The 20,801-nt window shown below is 66.3% G+C and carries 18 protein-coding genes; 5 read left to right on the top strand and 13 right to left on the bottom strand.

Annotated elements, in window-relative coordinates:
- Position 1: 1 nt before the first annotated feature.
- Both sdhA and QM618_RS04620 read left to right on the top strand, forming a co-directional pair.
- Entirely contained in the window at positions 2 to 1,771 is a 1,770-nt protein-coding gene (sdhA, locus tag QM618_RS04625) for a succinate dehydrogenase flavoprotein subunit (protein WP_428095288.1), read from the top strand.
- Entirely contained in the window at positions 1,771 to 2,538 is a 768-nt protein-coding gene (locus tag QM618_RS04620; RefSeq protein WP_428095287.1) for a succinate dehydrogenase iron-sulfur subunit, read from the top strand. Before sdhA ends, QM618_RS04620 begins: the two co-directional genes overlap by 1 nt.
- A 287-nt stretch (positions 2,539 to 2,825) precedes the next feature.
- On the opposite strand, the gene QM618_RS04615 is transcribed toward QM618_RS04620, so the two are convergent.
- From QM618_RS04615 to sigE, 7 genes are all read right to left on the bottom strand, one after another.
- Positions 2,826 to 7,415: a 5'-nucleotidase C-terminal domain-containing protein gene (locus QM618_RS04615; protein ID WP_428095286.1), complete on the bottom strand. Its 4,590-nt coding sequence runs from the start codon at positions 7,413 to 7,415 to the stop codon at positions 2,826 to 2,828.
- 128 nt (positions 7,416 to 7,543) lie between these two features.
- A complete protein-coding gene (locus QM618_RS04610; protein WP_428095285.1) occupies positions 7,544 to 8,524 on the bottom strand; it encodes a YihY/virulence factor BrkB family protein in 981 nt (326 codons plus the stop codon).
- A gap of 4 nt (positions 8,525 to 8,528) precedes the next feature.
- The gene (gene trpS / locus QM618_RS04605; protein ID WP_428095284.1) at positions 8,529 to 9,545 is read right to left on the bottom strand and encodes a tryptophan--tRNA ligase; all 1,017 of its coding nucleotides are present in this window, start codon (positions 9,543 to 9,545) and stop codon (positions 8,529 to 8,531) included.
- 168 nt (positions 9,546 to 9,713) lie between these two features.
- Positions 9,714 to 10,043, bottom strand: a complete 330-nt coding sequence (locus QM618_RS04600) for a Sec-independent protein translocase TatB (protein ID WP_428095283.1) — start codon at positions 10,041 to 10,043, stop codon at positions 9,714 to 9,716.
- A 34-nt stretch (positions 10,044 to 10,077) separates the two neighbouring features.
- A complete protein-coding gene (locus QM618_RS04595; RefSeq protein WP_428095282.1) occupies positions 10,078 to 11,451 on the bottom strand; it encodes a S1C family serine protease in 1,374 nt (457 codons plus the stop codon).
- Positions 11,452 to 11,471: 20 nt separating this feature from the next.
- Positions 11,472 to 12,308 (bottom strand): anti-sigma factor family protein, encoded by an 837-nt coding sequence (locus QM618_RS04590; protein ID WP_428095281.1) that lies wholly within the window; start codon positions 12,306 to 12,308, stop codon positions 11,472 to 11,474.
- On the bottom strand, positions 12,305 to 12,901 hold the full coding sequence (gene sigE / locus QM618_RS04585) for an RNA polymerase sigma factor SigE (protein WP_428095280.1): 597 nt from the start codon (positions 12,899 to 12,901) through the stop codon (positions 12,305 to 12,307). Before sigE ends, QM618_RS04590 begins: the two co-directional genes overlap by 4 nt.
- A 119-nt stretch (positions 12,902 to 13,020) precedes the next feature.
- Between sigE and QM618_RS04580 the strand changes: the two genes are divergently transcribed.
- The gene (locus QM618_RS04580) at positions 13,021 to 13,653 is read left to right on the top strand and encodes an O-methyltransferase (protein ID WP_428095279.1); all 633 of its coding nucleotides are present in this window, start codon (positions 13,021 to 13,023) and stop codon (positions 13,651 to 13,653) included.
- 26 nt (positions 13,654 to 13,679) lie between these two features.
- Here QM618_RS04580 and QM618_RS04575 read toward each other — a convergent pair whose 3' ends face one another.
- The 3 genes from QM618_RS04575 to dapE form a co-directional block, all read right to left on the bottom strand.
- A complete protein-coding gene (locus QM618_RS04575) occupies positions 13,680 to 13,856 on the bottom strand; it encodes a DUF3117 domain-containing protein (protein ID WP_428095278.1) in 177 nt (58 codons plus the stop codon).
- Between the two features lie 298 nt (positions 13,857 to 14,154).
- Positions 14,155 to 14,910, bottom strand: a complete 756-nt coding sequence (locus QM618_RS04570) for a TIGR00730 family Rossman fold protein (protein WP_428095277.1) — start codon at positions 14,908 to 14,910, stop codon at positions 14,155 to 14,157.
- Between the two features lie 9 nt (positions 14,911 to 14,919).
- Complete coding sequence (gene dapE / locus QM618_RS04565; RefSeq protein WP_428095276.1) at positions 14,920 to 16,008, bottom strand: succinyl-diaminopimelate desuccinylase; 1,089 nt, start codon at positions 16,006 to 16,008, stop codon at positions 14,920 to 14,922.
- Between the two features lie 49 nt (positions 16,009 to 16,057).
- On the opposite strand from dapE, the gene dapD reads away from it, so the two are divergent.
- Together dapD and QM618_RS04555 are read left to right on the top strand one after the other, a co-directional pair.
- A complete protein-coding gene (gene dapD / locus QM618_RS04560; protein ID WP_428095275.1) occupies positions 16,058 to 16,999 on the top strand; it encodes a 2,3,4,5-tetrahydropyridine-2,6-dicarboxylate N-succinyltransferase in 942 nt (313 codons plus the stop codon).
- Entirely contained in the window at positions 16,999 to 17,877 is an 879-nt protein-coding gene (locus QM618_RS04555; protein ID WP_428095274.1) for a hypothetical protein, read from the top strand. Before dapD ends, QM618_RS04555 begins: the two co-directional genes overlap by 1 nt.
- A 22-nt stretch (positions 17,878 to 17,899) precedes the next feature.
- On the opposite strand, the gene QM618_RS04550 is transcribed toward QM618_RS04555, so the two are convergent.
- The 3 genes from QM618_RS04550 to dapC are packed head-to-tail and all read right to left on the bottom strand — an operon-like array spanning position 17,900 to position 20,800.
- On the bottom strand, positions 17,900 to 18,355 hold the full coding sequence (locus QM618_RS04550; protein WP_428095273.1) for a hypothetical protein: 456 nt from the start codon (positions 18,353 to 18,355) through the stop codon (positions 17,900 to 17,902).
- Positions 18,352 to 19,647, bottom strand: a complete 1,296-nt coding sequence (locus QM618_RS04545; protein WP_428095272.1) for a citrate synthase — start codon at positions 19,645 to 19,647, stop codon at positions 18,352 to 18,354. The genes QM618_RS04550 and QM618_RS04545 overlap by 4 nt, the downstream gene beginning before the upstream one ends.
- Before the next feature lie 40 nt (positions 19,648 to 19,687).
- Positions 19,688 to 20,800: a succinyldiaminopimelate transaminase gene (gene dapC, locus QM618_RS04540; protein ID WP_428095271.1), complete on the bottom strand. Its 1,113-nt coding sequence runs from the start codon at positions 20,798 to 20,800 to the stop codon at positions 19,688 to 19,690.
- Position 20,801: the final 1 nt, after the last annotated feature.

Genomic DNA, 20,801 nt, shown 5'->3' with positions numbered 1-20,801 from the left:
TATGACAGAGCACGAGTTTGACGTGGTGATCGTGGGGGCCGGCGGCGCAGGAATGCGGGCGGCCCTTGAGTCCTCTCAGCGCGCCAAGACCGCGTGCCTCACCAAGCTGTACCCCACGCGCTCTCACACCGGTGCGGCGCAAGGCGGCATGGCGGCGGCACTGGGCAACGTCGAGACCGACAACATCGAGTGGCACGTCTTCGACACCATCAAGGGCGGCGACTACCTGGTTGACCAGGACGCCGCGGAGATCCTCTGCACCGAGGCTGTGGACGCCGTGCTCGACCTCGAGAAGATGGGCCTGCCGTTCAACCGCACGGAAGACGGCCACATCGACCAGCGCCGGTTCGGCGGCCACACCCGCGAACACGGCCAAGCGCCGGTGCGTCGTGCCTGCTATTCGGCGGACCGCACGGGTCACATGATTCTGCAGACGCTCTACCAGCAGTGCATCAAGCAAGAGGTGGAGTTCTTCAACGAGTACTACGTGCTTGACCTCATCCTCACCGAAGACCCGCAGGCAGCGGCACCCGGCGAAGAGGTCTCGGTGGCGGGCGTTGTCGCCCTTGAACTGTCCACCGGCACCATCCACACGTTCCGAGCCAAGTCCGTCATCTTCGCCACGGGCGGCGCGGGCAAGGTCTTCAAGACCACGTCCAACGCGCACACGCTCACGGGCGACGGCATGGCGATCGCGCTGCGCGCCGGGCTTCCGCTTGAGGACATGGAGTTCTTCCAATTTCACCCGACGGGTTTGGCTGGCTTGGGCATTTTGCTCTCCGAGGCGGCACGCGGCGAGGGCGGCATCCTGCGCAACTCGGAGGGCGAGCGCTTCATGGAGCGCTACGCGCCCACCATCAAGGACCTGGCTCCTCGCGACATGGTCGCGCGCGCCATGGCGAACGAGGTGCGAGAGGGCCGTGGTGCAGGCCCCCACAAGGACTACGTGCTGCTTGACCTCACGCACCTTGAGCCAGCGCACATCGACGAGAAGCTCCCCGACATCACGGAGTTCGCTCGCACGTACCTTGGCGTGGAGCCGTACACCGAGCCGGTTCCCGTCTACCCCACGGCGCACTACGCGATGGGCGGTATCCCCACCAACGTCAAGGGCGAGGTGCTGCGCAACAACACGGACGTGGTGAAGGGGCTTTATGCCGCCGGAGAGTGCGCGTGCGTCTCCGTGCACGGCGCCAACCGCCTCGGCACCAACTCGCTGCTCGACATCAACGTGTTCGGCCGCCGCGCCGGCATCGCCGCCGCGGACTACGCCAACTCGATCGCCGAGGCTCCCCAGCTCCCCGGTGACGCGGCAGAGGCCCTTGCCGCCACCGTCGGGCAGTTGAAGGCCACCGTTGGCACCACGGGAGGCGAGCGCATCGCCGAACTGCGCAAGGCGCTCCAAGAGACGATGGACCGCAACTGCCAGGTGTTCCGCGACGCCGCCTCGCTCGAAGAGGCAACCGGCGTGGTGGCAGAGCTGCGCAAGCGGTACCAGAACATCGCTATCCACGACCGCGGCAGCCGCTACAACACGGACCTGCTCGAGGCGATGGAGCTCGGCTTCCTGCTGGACCTTGCCGAGGTGGTGGTGGCGGGCGCGCTCGCTCGTGAGGAGAGCCGCGGTGGCCACTACCGCGAGGACTTCCCCACGCGCGACGACGAGAAGTTCATGGTGCACACCATGGCGTACTCGGGCGCGGACGGGGTGCGCCTCGACTACAAGCCCGTGACGGTGACCAAGTACCAGCCGATGGAGAGGAAGTACTGATGACTGCGGTAGCAGACTCCCCCGCCGAGACCGGCGTGGTGCCCACGATCGACGTCACCATCCGCATTCGCCGCGTGGATCCGGAGGGGACTCCGGACTCGGCGCCAGGCGAGGAGTACTGGTCGCAGTTCACGCTGACCATGCACGCCACGGATCGCGTGCTGGACGCGCTCCACAAGATCAAGTGGGAGCGGGACGGGTCTTTGGCCTTCAGGCGCTCGTGCGCGCATGGAGTGTGTGGCTCTGACGCGATGCGCATCAACGGCAAGAACCGACTCGCGTGCAAGACGCTGCTCAAGGACCTCAACCCCGCGCGGCCCATCACGGTGGAGCCCATCGCGGGCCTGCCCGTTGAGAAGGACTTGATTGTGGACATGGAGCCGTTCTTCGCCTCCTATCGCGACATCATGCCGTTCCTCATCACGAGCGGGCCCGCGCCCGAGCGCGAGCGGCTGCAGTCCCCTGAGCAGCGCGCTCGCTTCGACGACACCACCAAGTGCATCCTGTGCGCGGCCTGCACCACGTCATGCCCGGTGTTCTGGACCGACGGCCAGTACTTTGGCCCGCAGGCGATCGTGGGCGCCCACCGCTTCATCTTCGACAGCCGCGACGAGGGCCAGTGGGACCGCCTCGAGATCCTCAACGACAAGGCCGGCGTGTGGAAGTGCCGCACCGCGTTCAACTGCACCGAGGCGTGCCCGCGCGGCATCGAGGTCACCAAGGCGATCTCCGAGGTCAAGAAGGCGCTCACGACCGGGGAGATCTAGGGGCCACGCGCGCTCTGTCACCGTGCGCGCCCAGTCACCCTGCGCCCAGTCGCAGGGTCTCGACACCGCGACTACGCACGGCACGACGGACGTCGTTGGGCTGGATCCGTCAAATTCCGTGAGATCGCGGATCGCAACGGTCGATCGCGCGCGCGATCCGTCAGTTTCCGCTGCACGGACCGGAGTCCGCACCCGTGGTCGACACCCGCCCGGGATAGGGCCCCGGCAAACGCAACCACAGCGTCGGGCAGTAGCAAGTTGCCCGACGCTGAGGTGACCGTGCGCGCTTACCTCACCTTGGACGTGGCCGCCGAGCTCTTGGCGACCGTGGTGTAGCCCGCCTTGGAGCCCGTCACCTTGACCGTGATGGTCTTGCCGCGAGCACCCGAGGTGATCTTGTACGTGGACTTGGTGGCCCCGGGAACTGGCTTGCCGCTCACGTACCACTGGTACTTGTACGTGATCCCACTGGGCTTCCACGAGCCCACAGAAACCTTGAGCGTGGAGCCAACCCGCGCGGTTCCGGAAATCCGCGGAGTAGCAGGCGTGATGGTGCCTGCCGCGATCTTCACGGACGAGGACGTCTTCGCCAGCGCCACGTAGCCCGCCTTGAAGCCCGTCACCTCCACGGTGACCTGCTTGCCGTACTGCGCGGAGGTGGGCACGAACGTGGAGCCCGTAGCCCCGGCGATCGCCACGCCGTTCGCGAACCACTGGTACGCGAAGCGCACGCCGCTCGGCTGCCACATGCCCGCCTTCGCGGTGAGCGTGGACCCCACCTTCGCCGTGCCCGCAATAGTGGGCGTGGCCGTGGTGATGGTGCCGCCCTGGACGGTGATGGCAGCGGAGGTGGTGCTCGCCGTGGCGAAACCCGTCTTGGTGCCGGTGGCCTTGACGATGACCTCCTCGCCCACGAGGGCCGCGGTGAGTTCGAGCGTCGGCCCTGTGCCTACCTTGGTGCCGCCCGCGTACCACTCGTACACAACGTCCACAGGCGCAGGGCCCCAGTCATCGGAGGACGCGGTGAGCGTGCTGCCCACCTTGGCCGTACCCGCGATCGCGGGAACGGCCGTGGTGAGCTCGCCCGGACCGAACGTGACGGGCACGCGCACCACCGTGTTGGTGGGAGCGACCGTCAGTTCGAGCACGCCCGTGGCGGCGGTCGCGAGGGTAGGCGCCGTGAAGCTCACGGCCGCGGTTCCGTTGGCATCGACGGCGGCCGTTCCCAGCCCGACGGCGGGGCCGGACTCGGGAACAAAGCTCACCGAGACGGTGGTCGCCTTGGGTGCGCCGGTGGCGTGCATGTCGAGCGTTCCCTTGCCCTCGCCCGCGGTGGCCGAGATCGGCGCGCCGAGCGTGAAGTTCACGGCGTCGCCACTCCCGTAGGTGGAATCGAGTCCCGTGATGCCGACGGAGCGGCGGGAGAAGTCCGGAGCAACTCCGGCACCGCCGTTGTCCCCTGAGTGGTCCTCGAAGTACTGGATCCACGCCTGGTAGTCGACGAGTCCCGTGTCCGCGGACGTGCCCTGCTTGAAGGCGCGGAAGTTGTCGCCTCCCGCCGCGAGGAAGGAGAACGTGGCCACCGTGATGGTCTGGTCGTCGGTGACGAGGTCGCCGTCGATCCAGATTCCGGTGATGCGGTCGCCCTCTGGGCGCGAAGGGTCAAAGGTGTAGCTGGCGTTGTCCGAGAGCCCCAGTTGCAGGTACGAGCGGCTGGGGATCGTTGCGGAGTTGGACCACTGGGACTGGTCGTCGGTGGTGCGCTGCCACTGCTGCTCGAGGATCTTCTTGAGCACCTCGCCCGTCACCGTGGACGTGTAGAGGTTGTTGACGAACGGCAGCACCGCGTTGAGCTCCGCGACGCTGACCATGCCGTCCGCGGTTTCGTTGGCGTTGTTCGTGTCCTTCGCGAACGCGAGCGCCGCACGGATACCGCCGGGGTTGACGATGCCGATGTCCGCCTTGGCGGTGGCGTCGCTCTCCCGCAGGTAGTCGGTGACTTTGTCGCGCAGCGCGTCAGCGATGAGCGTGCCGGTTGCCGATTCCGTGGAGCGGTCATCGCCGGCGCCACCCGTGTACGTGTCGCCGGGGCCCGTGTAGGTGCCGCCGGAGACGCCGCCGCGGGAGATGGTTTGCGTGATCTTGCCGCTGATGACATTGCCGCTCACCGCAGCCGCAGCCAGTGCCGCGTCAACCGTGGACTTCACCTGCGCCACCGCTGGGTAACGAGACGTGAAGTAGCTGTCGGGCACCGTGTACGTCTTGGCCGGGGTGCTGTTGAGCAGGTTGACGTTCTTCTGCGTGTAGCTGACCACCTTCTTGGTGGTGGGGTCTACGGAGAGCACGATGTTGCCGATGTTCGCCCCATAGCTGCCCGTCTGGATGACGGGCCGCGTGGTGGCCTGGCCCGCCGGAGCGCCCGGGTTAAGCGCGTCCCACGCGTTGACCTGGTGCGTGTGCCCAAGGATGAGCGCCGACACCGCGGGGTCAATGTCGTTGACGATGTGGCCAAAGACGGGCGACGCCGTGGTCTGGCTTTCGAGCGTCGCGGAGCCGTCGATGGGCCCCTCGTGGATGACCGCGATGTAGACGTCCGCGGGGTCGTCTGCTTTGAGACGTGCCACCTCCGCGTTGATGCCCTCCCATGGCGTGAGGAACTCAAGGTCCGCGACGCCAGCAGGGCTCACGAGCGCTGGCGTCTCTTGCGTCACGGCGCCGATCACCGAGATCTTGACGCCGTCGATCACGAACCGCTCGGAGGCCTCGACGCCCTCCGGCTGTTCCGTGGTGCCGGCGAGCACCACGTTGGCGCCGAGGAACGGGAATTCCGCGGCGTGGCCCGCGTGAACTCCGGTGCCGTTGACGATTGCCTGGAGGTCGCCGAGGCCCTGGTCCAGCTCGTGGTTACCCAGCGACGACGCGTCCACGCCCACCTGGTTGAGGACGTCGATCGACGGGTTGTCGTGCTGGCTCGCGGATGCGTAGAGACTCGCCGAGATGTTGTCGCCAGCGGAGAGGATGAGCGAGCGGCCCTCGGGCGCGTTGCTCGCCAACGTCTGCACATACCCGGCCCACCCCACGGTGTTGGAGTCGATACGGCCGTGGAAGTCGTTGAGGTTCACCAGGTTGAGGTCAATGGTGTTGTCGATCGATCCCGAGTACAGCGCGTGGCCGAACGGGAAGATGCCGTCGTCCGCCCACACCACCTCACGGGTGGCGCCAGAGCCCGCCACGGCCGAGATCGCGAAGCCCTCGATGTTGACGTTCGGCAGGCCCGCGGGGCGGTTGTAGGCGGCCGCGGCCGTCAGCCCTGCGGTGGTGGAGCCGTTGACCGTGTAGAAGGTTTGCGTCACGTTGCACGTGTTGTCGCACAGCGCCCAGATGCCGCGCTTGACCGGGTCAAACTGAAGGTCGTGCACGTTGGGGGTGTTGCCCGCGATGTCGGCCACGCGAGAGAACGTGCCGTCCGAGTTGAGCGCGTACGCGTAGATGTGACCGTTCTTCTCGAGGCCGAGGAAGAACAGTCCCTCGCCGTGCAGCGGGTAATCGGCAGGGTTGTAGCGCTTGGCCTTCTTCTGGTCGTAGAAGCTGTTGGCCAGCAGGTAGGTGTCGGGCACGTAGGTGATGCCTTCGAAGCCAAGGTTGGCGTCGTCCTTGTTGCCGCCCGTGCCCTCCGCGGATGCGGTGAACAGCGAGGCGAAATCCGCGCGCAGGTCCCACATGCGCGTGGGGGTCAGCGTGCTCGAGTCGTCCGTGGGATCGAACGCGAGCACGGAGTTGAGGCTGTACTTGTTGGCGTCGTTCGCACGCTCGGTGGTGACGTAGAGCGTGCCGTCTGGACCCTGCGTGAGGCCTTCTGTGTCGGGCTGAGTCACCGTGACACTGTTGGACGTCACCCCTGCTCCAAAGCGGATTTCCTTGCCATCGGCCCAGTTGTCCGCGCTCTCGCCGTCGCTGTGCCAGATGCCATCGGTCTTGGTCATCCGGAACAGCTTGGACTTGTTCTTCACCGAGTACAGCACCGAGCCGTCGGCCGTCTGGTTGTCGAACACCAGCGCGGAGATGTCGCGCCCTTCAGGGCCGTTCGTCGCGAGCCACGAGCACGCGGCATCCGCGGGCGTCACGGTTGCGCTTCCCGGCCATGCGGAGGTTCCGGGGGTGGTCGCCGTCCCTGTGCCCGACGCTGCCTCGGGTTGGCATGTCGACGCACCGGTGCCGGCGAGAGAGTACGAGTACTGGTTAGTTGCCGTGGTGCCTGGCGTTCCGATCACTGCGGCAAACCCGGCCGGAGAGGTGGCCGAGGCCGGTACGTCCGACGCCTGGTACTGCACCCAGTGGCTGAAGGAGTTGGCTCCCAGCCACGCCTTGGGTGCGTAGTAGCTCTTGTTGGCGCTCACGCCCGTGTAGTCGACAAGGTCCGCAAGGTTGCCCTGCGCGTCGTACAGCGCGATCGAGTCCGCGCTGCCGAAGCCAATGCCGTTCTGCTCTTGGACCACCTGGACGCTCTCCGGCAGCCCCCACAACGTGCGGAAGTCGGCGGGTGCCTGCGACGACACAACGATGGACTCGCCAGCCGCGATGGACGTGACCGCAGACAGCGACACCGACGAGTCCCCGGTGAGCGCGCGGTGGTTATCGGTCAAGACCCAGCCGGTGAGGTTGAGGGTGCCCGCGCCCACGTTGGTGAGCTCGACGAACTCGTTCTCCGTGCCCGCCGTGTACTTGTACGTGAACTCGGTGATCTTCACCAAAGCCGGCGTGGAGGACGAGTCAACCGCAGCGTCGGCCGGTGGCACCAACGCCACCCCTGTAAGGCCGCTGGCTACGACAGCTGCGGCGGCGACAAAGGCGGGCAAAGCAAGGCGCTTGGAAACCACGTTGTGTCCCTTGGGTCATGGGGTTGATGTCGGCGTCACCGACTCTGCCGATCCCAGGGAAACTTCAAGTGAACTCGCGGTTGCGCGCGCCTTAAACCTGCGCGCGAGAGGGAACTCGCGGGTGCCACCTACTCGTCGCGGACGGGCTCCGCCTCGCGAACAGACTCGGCGGTGGGCCGCGGCGGAAGCACCTCGCCGGCAGCCAGTCGCGCGTCGTGCTCGGCCACCGCGCCAATCCACGCCGCAGCGATCAGCAGCGTGCGCGCCGTGAGGTCCACAAAAAGCATGAGGGCGATGATCGCCGCGAAGGGAGCGAGCACCGAGTTGTTCGACGCGGATTCCACCAGCAGTCCGGAGGCCGCCTGCAGCACGGCGAAGGCGAAGCCAGCCATGAGGATCGTGGGCACCATGACCCGCCGAGAACTCTGCGCCCTTCCAAGCACCAGCAGCACGAGCGCGACGAAGACGCAGTCCATGAGGAAACCGACGACGAACGCGGCGAGGCTCACGACCCACGTGCTCACCACGTCGTCACCGAACAGACCGGAGACAAACGACGCGAAGTTCACCGCGATAATCTGCAGCGCCGTACCGATGACCGCGATGACGACGAGAGCAAACAACACGATGATGTCGCGCAGCGTCCCAGGGATCTTCTTTCCGGCCGCGTCGCCGAGCATGGTGCGCACGCCAGCGCGCAGGCCACGCATATATCGCGTCGCTGTGTAGACCAGGATGAAGAACGCGATCACACCCACGATGCCGCTGATGCTCGAGGCCTCGATCGAGTCGGGATCGATGAGCCCCGGCTGGTCACCGTCGGGGAAGAGTCCCGGAATCGACTGCCCCACGTAGTCGAGCACCTTCTCGCGGAAGTCGGGCGAGTTGAAGATCGCGAGGCTCGCAATCGTCACGCCAAGCACCACCGCAGCGGCAATCGACGCGAGCGAGTAGTACGCGATACCGCCGGCAAGTACATTGCCGTTCTGGCGCACGTAACGCGTTCCCGCAACGCCAACGGGCCGGTCCTGAACCCACTCGGCGAGCGCCTTGAAGTACGCGAACCGTCCGCTCGCCGCGGCCTTCGCTTTCTCCGTGCGCTCCCCCATGCGCTTACCCTCGCTTGGGCAGCAGCCCGACGCTGTCGTAGATCCGGCCAAGCGTCACCTTGGCAATGGCGGAGGCTTTGGCAGCGCCCTCGGCGAGCACGGCGTCGAGCCGGTCTGGCGACTCCACCCAGTCGAGGGTGCGCTCGCGCACCGGCGTAAGCGCCTCAACCACAAGCTCCGCGAGGTCGCCCTTGAGGTGGCCGTACATCTTTCCTTCGTACTCGGCGACGATGTCGGGGATCGCGCGCCCCGTGAGAGCGGAGTAGATCGTCAGCAGGTTCGAGACGCCCGCCTTGTTCTCGGGATCGAACGCGATCACCGCGTCTGAGTCCGTCGCAGCCGACTTGATGTTCTTCGCCACCACCTTGGGGTCCTCGAGGATCTCGATGATGCCGCGCGGGCTCGAGAACGACTTGGACATCTTCTTGGTGGGCTCCTGGAGGTCGTAGATCTTGCCCGTGTCCTTGGTGATGTACGGCTCGGGGACCACCACCGTGCCCTCGCCAAGGCGCGCGTTGAGGCGCTGCGCGAGGTCCCTCGACAACTCAAGGTGCTGGCGCTGGTCCTCGCCAACGGGCACCAGGTTGGTGTCGTACAACAGGATGTCGGCGGCCATGAGCACGGGGTACGTGAACAGGCCAACGTTTGTTCCGGACTCTCCCACTTGCGCGGACTTGTCCTTGAACTGGGTCATACGGCCGGCCTCACCCATGCCCGTGAACGTCGAGAGGATCCATGCAAGTTCAGCGTGCTCATGCACATGGGACTGCACGAACAGCACCGAGCGCTCGGGATCAACACCGGCGGCCAGGAACTGCGCTGCCGTGACGCGAGTACGGCGCGTGAGCACCGCCGGATCTGGAGCAAGCGTCAGCGAGTGCAGGTCCACCACCGAGTAGATCGCCTCTCGCCCGTCTTGCAACTCCACCCACTGCAGCAGCGCGCCAAGGTAGTTGCCAAGCTGAAGAGAGTCACTGGTCGGCTGCATGGCCGAGAAGACGCGCTGAGTCATGCTGGCCATTCTTCCAGGTCGCCGGGGATGCCCAACGCGGGAGACAAACAAGGGTGCGTGTGACGGGAGTGACTGAAGTGACGCGGTGACGGCCGCAGGCCTGTCACATGCGTCACACTCGTCACTCACACCCTTGTTTGTCAACGCAGGGGGCCGACGGTCTGACTGGCTTAGCGGCTACGTTGCGTCGTCGTCGAACGGGGCGCGGGCTGGCTCACCCGCCTGCGCCGGGCTCGCAGGTGCTGCGGAGCCCGGCGCCGGGAGCGGCTCGTAGAGCGCCTCGCGAACGATGCGGCGAGGGTCGTACTGACGGGGGTCAAGCGACTTCCAGTCGATGTCGTCTCCGACCTCCGCCTGAATCTGCTGCTTCCCCTGAGCCCAGATCTGGCGACCCCTGACCACCCACTCGCGGAGTTGCCGCGAGTAGGCAGGCAGACGCTCGGGACCGATGACGATTACCGCCACGAGCGCGAGGAGCGCAAACTCCCCTGGGTTGATGCCAAACATGGCTCTATTGTGCCGTCATTTCGCGACGGCGCCGTTAGTTGCTGTCGTCGTCGTTGGGGGCTGGCTGCTGCTCGGAGTCCTCGTCGCCAAAGCTGACGTCGGTGTTGGACGCGAGCGTGACTGTGATGTCTTGCTCCTTGCCGTCTCGCTTGACGGTAAGGGTCACGGTGTCGCCGGGGGCCTTGGCGCGGATCGCCACCACGAGGTCGTCGGAGCGGGTAATGGCCCGCCCGTCGATGGCCGTGATGATGTCTCCGCCCTTGATTCCAGCCTCATCGGCAGGTCCACCGGGGACAACACCTGGCTGGCCGTCAACCTCGGTGGCCACGAGGACACCCTCATCCTGGTTGGTCCCGTCAACCATCACGCCGATCACGGGGTACGTCGCGGTACCGGTCGCGATGAGCTCCTCAACGGTGCGGCGCACCTGGTTGGAGGGAATGGCGAAGCCAAGGCCAACGGAACCCGCCTGGGTGCCGCTCGTGGCGGTGGACGCGATCGCGGAGTTGATGCCGATTACCTGACCAGCAGAGTCGATAAGGGGACCACCGGAGTTACCAGGGTTGATGGCGGCGTCCGTCTGAATTGCGTCCATGAAGGAGGAGCTGTCTCCAGATTCGGACGACGTGGTCACCGGACGGTGCAGCGACGAGACGATGCCCGTGGTCACGGTGGAGTCGAGGCCAAGGGGCGAACCGATCGCGATCACGGGATCGCCAACCACAACCTGGTCCGAGTCGGCGAGGGTGAGCGGGGTGAGGCCGGTCTTGTCAATCTTCAGCACCGCGAGGTCGTAGTCCGCGGTGGTGCCCACCACGGAGGCGTCCACGATGGTGCCGTCCTCGAACAGCACCTTGATGGAGCCATCCGCACCCTCAACCACGTGGTTGTTGGTGACGATGTAGCCGTCCTCACGCACCACGAATCCGGATCCCGTTGACGCGCGTCCATCCGCGGATGACGCCTCGATCGACACGACGGAGGGCAGCACGGCCGCGGCAACCTGCGCCACAGAGCCGTCCTCAAGTTGGCGCGAACCGCTCGAGTCTGCTGCCGGCAGCACGGACGTGCCTGACGTCTGCGCGGAGTCCTCCGTGACCTGGTCGTACGCGAAGGCGGCGCCAAAGCCGCCAAGCGCACCAAGAATCAGCGCACCACCCGCGATTGCGGCAACCGCACCAGCGCCTAGCCGGGCACGCGCAGGCGGGGTGGCCGCCGGAGCCAGAGGCTCCGCGATGGGGAAGGCAACCACAGCGTCGGGCCGTGCCTGGGTGGGCGTTACGGGGGTGGCAATGCCGGTGTCAGGAAGTTCCTGGGTGATCACCGTATTCGGTGACTGCGGCACGGCAGGAGTGCCGGCGCCCTGCGCGGAGAGGTCCTCCGGCGAGGCGAACGGGTTGTCAGACATGAGAATCCTTTACTTGGGGCTCAATGACCGGTGAGGGCATCACCAAAGACGCCAAAACCGGTGCCAATTTGATCCATGACGCCGGGTTCGCCGGCCTCAGGAAACGCGGCGGCAGCGATCGCGAGAGTGTCGAGCGCGCACGTGCACGTGGCCCCAATCACCACCGATCCCGACTGCCACAGCACCTGCACAGGGGCGGTGCTCACCACGTAAATGTCGAAGTCGTCGAGAGAGACGCGGGGAGCTTGGTCCACCACGGCATCCGAAAGACGTCCCCGCTGCTCGACGATCACGACGGGATCGAGTCCAACGAGCAGCGATGCGACGAGGATCTCCGCGTCGCCATGACGCACCACCTTCGCATCGACGGGAATGAGTCCACTGGCCTGCCAGTCCGGTTGGACCCAATTGGTGAGGTCTTCGTTGTCCATACCCTGGACGTCCAAGACCGCTGTGCTGCGATCGCCGGAATCGGCCATCGCCACAAGGTTGGCGTCAACGGTGTCTGGCGCCCCCGCCAGATACGCCGCGACCACCGTAAATCCGAGGATGACCGCCGCCGAGGCGGCAATCGTTGCTGGGCGCTTGTCGCGGCCCTTGGCCGCTCGCGCTACGTGCTTGGACTCGCCTTTGGCGATCTGCGCCATGCGGTCCTTGTCCAGGAGCATCTGCGCAAAGCGCATGTCGATGCCCGCGGAGGAAGAGTTGAGGGCTTCGCGCGCGGTGCGCAGCTCTTGCCAGCGCTCGTTGCACTCATCGCACGCGGCGAGGTGCGACATCGCTACGGACGTGTCCTGAGGGCTGAGCCGACCGTCGAGGAGGTCGTGAATGCGATCGCCGAGGTGCTTGTCCGTCACACGTCCTCCCGCACCGGCGCGCGGTGAGCCAAAGACTCACGCAGCTTTGCACGGGCGCGGGAAAGGCGGGAACGAACGGTGCCCATCTTGATACCAAGAGTGGCGGCGATCTCCTCGTACGAGAGACCCTCGATGTCGCTCAGCACAACGGCTGCGCGGTACTCCGGGGGAAGCTCGGCGAGAGCCTGGACGATGTCGTCACCAAGGTGCGACATGTCGAAGGCGTCCTCCGGCTGACCCGAACGCTCGTGACGATCAAAGCTGTCCGACGTGGGCACAGCCGCGTCGTCGTCCGCCATGAAGTCGAACCTGATGCGCTTCTTACGGCGCATGCGGTCCAAGAAGAGGTTCGTGGTGATGCGGTGGAGCCAGCCTTCGAAAGTTCCAGGCTTGTACTGGCTGAGCGAGTTGAAGACCCGGATGAAGACATCCTGGGTGAGATCCTCGGCGTCATGCTGGTTGCCCGTCAGGTGATACGCCAGACGGTAGACGCGAGCCGAGTGCTGCTCAACGATGTTCTCCCACGTCAGATCCGTAGGGAGAGTCGCCTCAGTCGCGGCGGTCGCAGAATCATTCGCGACGGACGTCGTCATGCTGCCTCCTCCACGGCGTGAGAACGGATGGGTGTTCATCCATGTTCCCATGTTTTGCTGCGGAGCGGCACCCCCCTCGCCCGAGTGTGACCGATACCATGCTCATGAAGGAGGCCGCTATGAGCGCCGATGCTGCTAACTGGGCTTACGCAGAGGATTTCGTCCCTGAGGACAAGGTGCTGTTGGCCGCACGTGACGCCGCAGACCAGCTGGGGTGCGTGCCGGTTCTGCCAGGGGCGGGCCGTGCGCTGCAACTCTTCGCCGCCGCGCTTGGGGCGCGCACGGCCGTCGAGATTGGCACGGGAGCTGGGGTGTCCCTGATCTATTTGCTTCGCGGCATGACCGCCGACGCTGTGGTCACCACGATCGACGTGGAACCTGAGAACCAGAAGGCAGCCAAGGCCACTCTCGCCGCGGCGGGGTTCGCCGCCGAGCAGGCGCGAATGATCACCGGACGCGCCCTTGACGTATTGCCGCGCCTCGCGGACGGCGCCTATGACTTGGTACTCATCGATGCGCGCAAGAAGGAGTACCCGCAGTACTTGGAGCAAGCACTGCGCTTGGTGCGCGTTGGCGGGCTCATCGCTATCGACAACTCGCTGTGGCACTCTCGCGTTGCGGATCCGGCTCAGCGGGATCCGGACACCACCGCGGTGCGCTCCACCCTCAAGGCCGTGAAAGAGAATGAGAACCTGGAGCCGGTGCTGCTTAACGCGGGAGATGGGCTCTTGGTGGCGCTCAGAACCGCGTAGCGGAGCGATTCCGAGGCGGGCCGTCCTTAGGCGGGCGGGTTCAGCGCACCGTGCAGGGCGTCGCCGAGTTCCTTAACCTCGTCGGCAGTGATCTCCACAACGAGGCGGCCTCCGCCCTCAAGCGGCACGCGCATCACGTAACTGCGGCCCTCCTTCACGACCTCCATGGGGCCGTCTCCGGTGCGGGGCTTCATCGCAGCCATTGTGATCTCCTCGCGGGTAGGCACGCTGTTCGCGCGCAGTGACCATCATTCTACCGCCGGTAGCGCGGCCCCAAAAATCCCCTTGCCCAGCCACACCGTCTGTAGTGAGCAAACCGACACGGGGCACGCAGCCGGCCGCGGCGTCGACCCTCCCCCCGAACGCCTCTCCACACACGGCGAATGCCTCTCCACACAAACGGGCGTCCGCTTCCGCACCTTCACCCACCCTCACGCACAGACTGTCCCCCCGGGCACCGATTCTGTGTGGAGAGGCATTCGCCGTGTGTGGAGGGGTGTTTCAGCTTTGGGCGTGGGAGGGTTCTCCCTCTGGCTCTGTGGCCGCGGGCGTCGTGGCGAGCTTGACGGCCTCCACGGGATCGTCGGTGACGGCGAAAAGGTCCAGATCTGGGCCCGAAATCTTCCCGTGAGGTTCCACCGTGGAGCGCAACCACTCGACAAGGCCATCCCAGTACTCATGCCCGAACAGCACGATCGGAAAACGCGTGATGGTGCGCGTCTGCACAAGGGTCAGCGCTTCGAAGAGCTCGTCAAACGTGCCGAACCCGCCCGGCAGCACGATGAACCCCTGCGAGTACTTCACAAAGCACGTCTTGCGCGCAAAGAAGTACCGGAAGTTGATGCCGAGGTTCACGAACTTGTTGACGCCCTGCTCGTGCGGCAACTCGATGCCGAGACCAACGGAGACTCCGCCTGCGTCTGAGGCACCCCTGTTGGCCGCCTCCATGACGCCTGGCCCACCGCCCGTGATGGTCGCGAAGCCCGCCTCGGCGAGGAGCCGCCCTATCTCGCGCCCAGCCTCGTATTCCTTGGTTCCGCGGTTGGTGCGCGCGGAGCCGAACACGGAGATCGCCGGCCCCAGTTCCGCGAGCGCGCCAAAGCCTTCAACGAACTCGGACTGGATGCGCAACACGCGCCAGGGGTCGTCGTGCAGCCAGTCGGCATTCTGCTGGTCCTTCAGCAGTGCGCCTGTGGTGGACTGCTTGGGAACGTTCTTGCCTCGCAGGATCACGGGGCCCTTGCGGTAAGCGGGCATCACAGCTCCTTAGGTAAGCCACGCCGCGAGCGCGGCCCGGCACGTCTCGATATCGCTGATGGGGCAGCGCTCGTCATCGGCATGCGCGCGCTCGGGGTCGCCGGGGCCAAAGTTGACGGCCGGTATCCCCAGTTCTCCAAAGCGAGCGACGTCCGTCCAGCCCAGCTTTGCGCGCGGTTCGCTGCCCGACGCTGTGGTGACCGCGCGTACAAAGTCGGCAGCGAGCGCGTCGTCGAGGCCAGGGCGGGCGCCGGGCGACAGGTCGGTGAAGGTGAGGTCCCAGTCGGCAAGGCCGGCGCCGGCCACGATGTGCTTGAGGCGGTCTTGGGCCTCCTCAATGGACCACGCTGGCGCGAAGCGGTAGTTGACGGTCACGACGCATTCGTCGGGCACCACGTTGCCGGCGATCCCGCCGCGGATGCCAACGGCGTTGAGCCCCTCTCGGTAGTCCAGGCCGTCGACCGTGAGCGTCTCTGCCGTGTACGTCGCGAGCGTCGCGAGCAGCGGTGCGGCGCCATGAATGGCGTTGACGCCCTTCCACGATCGCGCCGAATGCGCCGCGACGCCCCCGATGCGCACGTCGGCGCGCAGGGTGCCGTTGCATCCGCCTTCGATGACGCCAGACGTCGGCTCGCCAAGGATTGCGAAGTGACCCTCGAGCCACTCGGGGTGATTGCGCGAGACTCGTCCGAGGCCGTTGCGTGTGGCCTCCACCTCTTCGAGGTCGTAGAAAACCCAAGTGACGTCGTGCACGGGATCTGTGAGTTCGACCGCGAGCGACAACGCCACGGCGACGCCAGCCTTCATGTCCACAGAACCGCGACCAACGATCTCGGTGCCATCGTCGCTGAGCGTCGACGGCACGTTGTCCTTGATGGGCACGGTGTCGAGGTGACCGGCGATTATGACGCGGCGCGCGCGGCCAAGTGATGTGCGAGCCACCACAGCGTTGCCGTCGCGTAGCACCTCGAGATGCGGGGACGCCGAGAGGGCGGCCTCCACGGCGTCGGCGATTGCCATCTCATCACCGCTCACAGAGGGGATGTCGATGAGCTGGCGCGTGAGCTCTGCTACCGGGGCGAACGGGTCCAGCTGCATGGTGGCCAGCCTATCCAGCCAGCGGCACCCGCCCCGTACCATGGACGCCATGACCCGCTCCGCCTTTGGCTACGGCCTTGCCACGATTGCCGCAGACGGCACCGTGCTCGACACCTGGTACCCGTCCCCCGCGCTTGGCGAGCCGGAGCCCGGTCACGCCGCACCCGACGCCCTGCACGCGCACGTCGACGAACTCCGGCGAGTGCGCGTGGAGGTGGTCTTCACCCAGGTGGACCTTGACGAGGCCCCCGCCACGGCGTCGGACGCCTACTTGCGGCTGCACCTGCTGAGCCATCGCCTGGCCGCGCCGCGCACGGTCAATCTCGACGGCATCTTCGCTGCCCTGGCAAACGTGGTGTGGACCTCCGCCGGGCCGTGCGCAGTGGAAGGCTTCGAAGAGGTGCGCGCGCGCCTGCGCGCGGCCGGCCACCACGTGACGGTGTTCGGTGTGGACAAGTTCCCGCGCATGGTGGACTACGTGGTGCCGAGCGGTGTGCGCATCGCCGACGCTGACCGCGTGCGGTTGGGCGCCCACCTCGCGCCTGGGACGACGGTCATGCACGAGGGCTTTGTGAATTACAACGCGGGCACGCTCGGCGTGAGCATGGTCGAGGGACGCATCAGCGCCGGCGTTGTCGTTGGCGACGGGTCGGATGTTGGCGGCGGCGCCTCCATCATGGGCACGCTCAGCGGCGGTGGCAAAGAGGTCATCTCGATCGGCGAGCGCTCGCTGCTAGGTGCGAACTCCGGCCTCGGCATTCCGCTTGGCAACGATTGCGTCGTGGAGGCCGGCCTGTACGTCACGGCTGGAGCCAAGGTGCTGCTCGTCGGTCAGAGCAATGACGACGGCACGCCGCGCATCGTCAAGGCGCGCGAGCTCGCGGGCCTTGACGGCATCCTCTTCCGTCGCAATTCGCAGTCCGGCGCGCTCGAGGCCGTGCAGCGTCAGGGTGTTGGCGTAGAACTCAACGCGGCGCTGCACGCGAACTGATGTCCCGCTCGGGAGGGTTCTGGGCCGGGGTCGTCTTTGGCGGCGCTGCGCTTGGCGCCGTGATCGCCACCGCCTACTTCGTCTCCACCAACGAGCCCGTCACGCATGACGACCTGTGCTTCGTGACAGACGCTGAAGGCGAGACGTACGCGCGCACCTCTGAGGCCGCGAACAACGCGGCGCTCGTGGCGGCCGTTGGGCACCGGCGCGGGCTCAGCACCTACGCCTCCACGATCGGAGTGGCAACGGCCATTCAGGAATCGGGCCTGCGCAACCTCGACTACGGAGACCGCGACTCCCTTGGGCTGTTTCAGCAGCGCCCCTCGCAGGGCTGGGGAACGATCGAGGAGGTCACGGACCCCCACTACGCGTCGCTCGCGTTCTACTGGCGCCTCAAGAAGACCGACGGCTGGGAGGACATGCGCGTCACCGATGCCGCGCAGGCCGTGCAGCGCAGTGGCTTCCCCGAGGCGTACCAGGACCACGCGGACGAGGGCGCCGCGTGGGCGGAGGCCATTCGCGGCGACACCCCGTTTGCGGCGGTGGATTGCGACCTCGCGGCCGTCACCGAACCGAACACCGCCGCGGCGCTTGCGGAGCGCATCTCGAAGGACTTTGGCGACGACGCGTACACGGTTGCCGTGCTCGCGAAGAATGACAAGGCAACGCTGCTGGGTATTCAGGCCACCTCTGGCGAGCCTAAGGAACTCGACGGGTTGGCGAACTGGGGGGTCGCCGTGGCTGCCGAGCAGTCCATCGCGTCCGTGCGCCTTGGAGACACCCAGTGGTTGCGCGAGCAGGGCGTGAGCCCCAATACCGGCATCGATGAGTTCGATGGCGTGCTGATTGGCGTTGTGACGTCCGTTCCCACGGATTAGCAGGCCCGACGGCGTGGCTGGGTTAGCGCGTTGCTTCCACTTTGGCGGCGCGAATGGCCTCCACCCAGCCGTCTACCGTGTCCTCGGACCCGGCCGCGCCCGACTGCATCTTGAGCGCGACGATGTCGCGCTCAACCCCGTCGCGGTAGACCATCTGCACCCCAACGAAGCGCACGCGGCCTTGCGATAGCGACTTGCGCACCTGGCGAATGTCGCTCCACGGGGTGACGTACGTGAGGCGGAACGGGTTGGGCTCCCACACTCCGTCGGCGTCGAGGCGCACGCGCAGGGTCGCAGTGCGAATGCTCATGTAACCAAAGAACAGCGCGGGAATGGCGAGCACCAACGCGAACAGCTTGAGCGCGCCGTCATAACTGACGAGCCCTAGGAGCGCCAGGAAGCTCGTGATGAGCGCCAACGCTCCCATGAGCAGCGACTGCCTCGTAGCGCGCGGGTGCCGCAGGGTGACGGGGGTCATTCGTCGCGGTCGGCGAGCGCCACGTAGTCGCGCTCCACTTCACCCACGTAGATCTGACGCGGGCGGCCGATCTTGGTGCGGGGGTCGCGCAGCATCTCGCGGTAATGCGCGATCCACCCTGGCATGCGCCCTAGTGCGAACAGCGGGGTGAACATCGACGTGGGGAAGCCCATCGCCGAGTACAGCAGGCCCGTGTAGAAGTCCACGTTGGGGTAGAGCTTGCGCTCGATGAAGTACTCGTCACTGAGGGCGATCGCCTCGAGCCGCTTGGCCATCTCGAACGTCTCACCGTCCGCGCCGAGGTGATCGAGCACCTGGTCCGCGACCTTCTTCACCACGGCACCGCGGGGGTCGTAGGACTTGTAGACGCGGTGGCCAAAGCCCATCAGGCGGGCACCCTCCGCCTTGTCCTTGACCTTGGCAACGAACTGCTCAACGGTGTCGCCGGACGCCTTGATCTCGTCGAACATGCGCAGCGCCGCCTCGTTGGCGCCGCCGTGCAGGGGCCCAGAAAGGGCGCCGACGCCTGCGGCTACAGATGCGTAGATGTTCGCGTGCGAAGAACCGACGATGCGCACGGTGGAGGTGGAGCAGTTCTGCTCGTGGTCCGCGTGGAGGATCAGCAGGAGGTCGAGCGCGCGGCGCACCACGGGGTCAACATCGAGCGCGCCCGCGTCGTTAGAGAAGCCAATGCGCAAGAACTCGGTGACGTAGTGGCCGCCCGCGATGGGCTCGATGAGGTCGCGGCCCGTCTGGCGGCGCTGCAGGTAAGCGATGACCGTTGCGGTCTTCGCGAGCAGCAGCACGGTGGCGAGCTCGATGGCGTGCTCGTCTTGCCCAACGGATTCCGGGTAGAACGTGGACAGCGCGCTGATGGCTCCCGAGAGGATCGCCATGGGGTGGGCGTCGCGTGGGAACGCCTCAAGGAAGGCCTTGATTCCCGAGTGCACGTGCATGTGCCGCGCAACGCGGTTGTTGAACGCCTGCAGCTGGTCAACGGTTGGCAGTTCGCCGTGAATCAGCAGGTACGCGACCTCGAGGAAGGTGGAGTGCTCCGCGAGCTGCTCGATGGGGTACCCGCGATAGCGCAGGATGCCCGCGTCGCCATCGATGTAGGTGATCGAACTCTCGCACGATGACGTGTTCATGAAGCCCGGGTCAACGGTCACCAGACCGGTGTCGCGAAGCAGCGTGGTGATTGCGATGCCGTCGTTGCCAACGGTGGCGCGCTCAAGCCCGAGTTCCTTTGTGCTGCCGTCGACGGTGAGTCGAGCATCAACCACGGTGCCCATGCAACCTCCCGGCCTACCTGACGCTGAATTTGTGGTTAGTTTACCTGGCGTTGGTGAGCCGCAAAGACGCGGCCAGCACCCGCTCGTCGGTAGCGGTAAGTGCGATTCGCACGTGCTTGGCGCCCGCGTCCCCATAGAAAGCGCCGGGCGCGGCCACGATACCCAGCTCCGCGAGCCACGCGATGGTGTCCCAACAGTCCTCACCGCGAGTAGACCACAGATACAGGCCCGCACTCGAGTGGTCGATGCGAAAGCCCACCTTTTCCAGGCCCGACGCTAGGGTCGCCCGCCTGCGTGCGTACAGTTCGCGCTGGGTCGCCACGTGCGCGTCATCACCGAGCGCTGCAGCCATCGCCGCTTGGACGGGGCCCGGGACAATGAAACCCGCATGCTTGCGCACCTCGAGGAGTCGCGAGATCACCCCCGCGTCGCCCGCGGCGAAGGCCGCGCGATAGCCCGCAAGGTTGGACTGCTTGGACAGCGAGTAGACCGCCACGACCCCGTCGGTAGAGCCGCCACACACTTCAGGGTCCAGGATGGACGGCGCCGTTCCGGAGCCGTCCCAGGTGAGTTCCGCGTAGCACTCGTCGGAGAACACCACGGCGCCGATTGAGCGCGCCGCGTCCACCATCGCAGCGAGTTGTTCGCGGCTCGCCACGGCACCCGTGGGATTGGACGGCGAGTTGACCCACACGAGTTTCACGCCGGCAACGTCCACCCATTCCGCGGGGACGTCCGACGGCAAAGGTGTGGCTCCCGCGAGCCGCGCCCCCACGTCGTAGGTGGGGTACGCAACGGTCGGGTGAACGATGACGTCGCCCGCGCCAAAACCAAGCAAAGCGGGAGCGAGCGCGACGAGCTCCTTGGACCCCACCGTCGGCAAGACTGCTGAAGGATCAAGGCCCTCCACGCCACGGCGTCGGGCAAACCAGGCGACCACGGCCTCCCTGAGCGCGGCCGTGCCGTGCGTCGTGGGATAGCCAGGCGAATTCGCAGCGGCACGTAAGGCCTCCTGGACCACCACAGGCGTGGGGTCTACAGGGGTGCCAACGGAGAGGTCCACGAGGCCATCTGGGTGCTGCGTGGCTCGCGCGCGATACGGGGTCAGCGAGTCCCAGGGAAAGTCCGGGAGAGCGGCGGGCTTGAGGCCCATG

Origin of the sequence: Demequina sp. (assembly GCF_049841215.1) — a bacterium.
Classification (GTDB): domain Bacteria; phylum Actinomycetota; class Actinomycetes; order Actinomycetales; family Demequinaceae; genus Demequina.
Note: the sequence above shows the minus strand (reverse complement) of the source record. Positions and strands in the feature narration are given on the sequence as shown.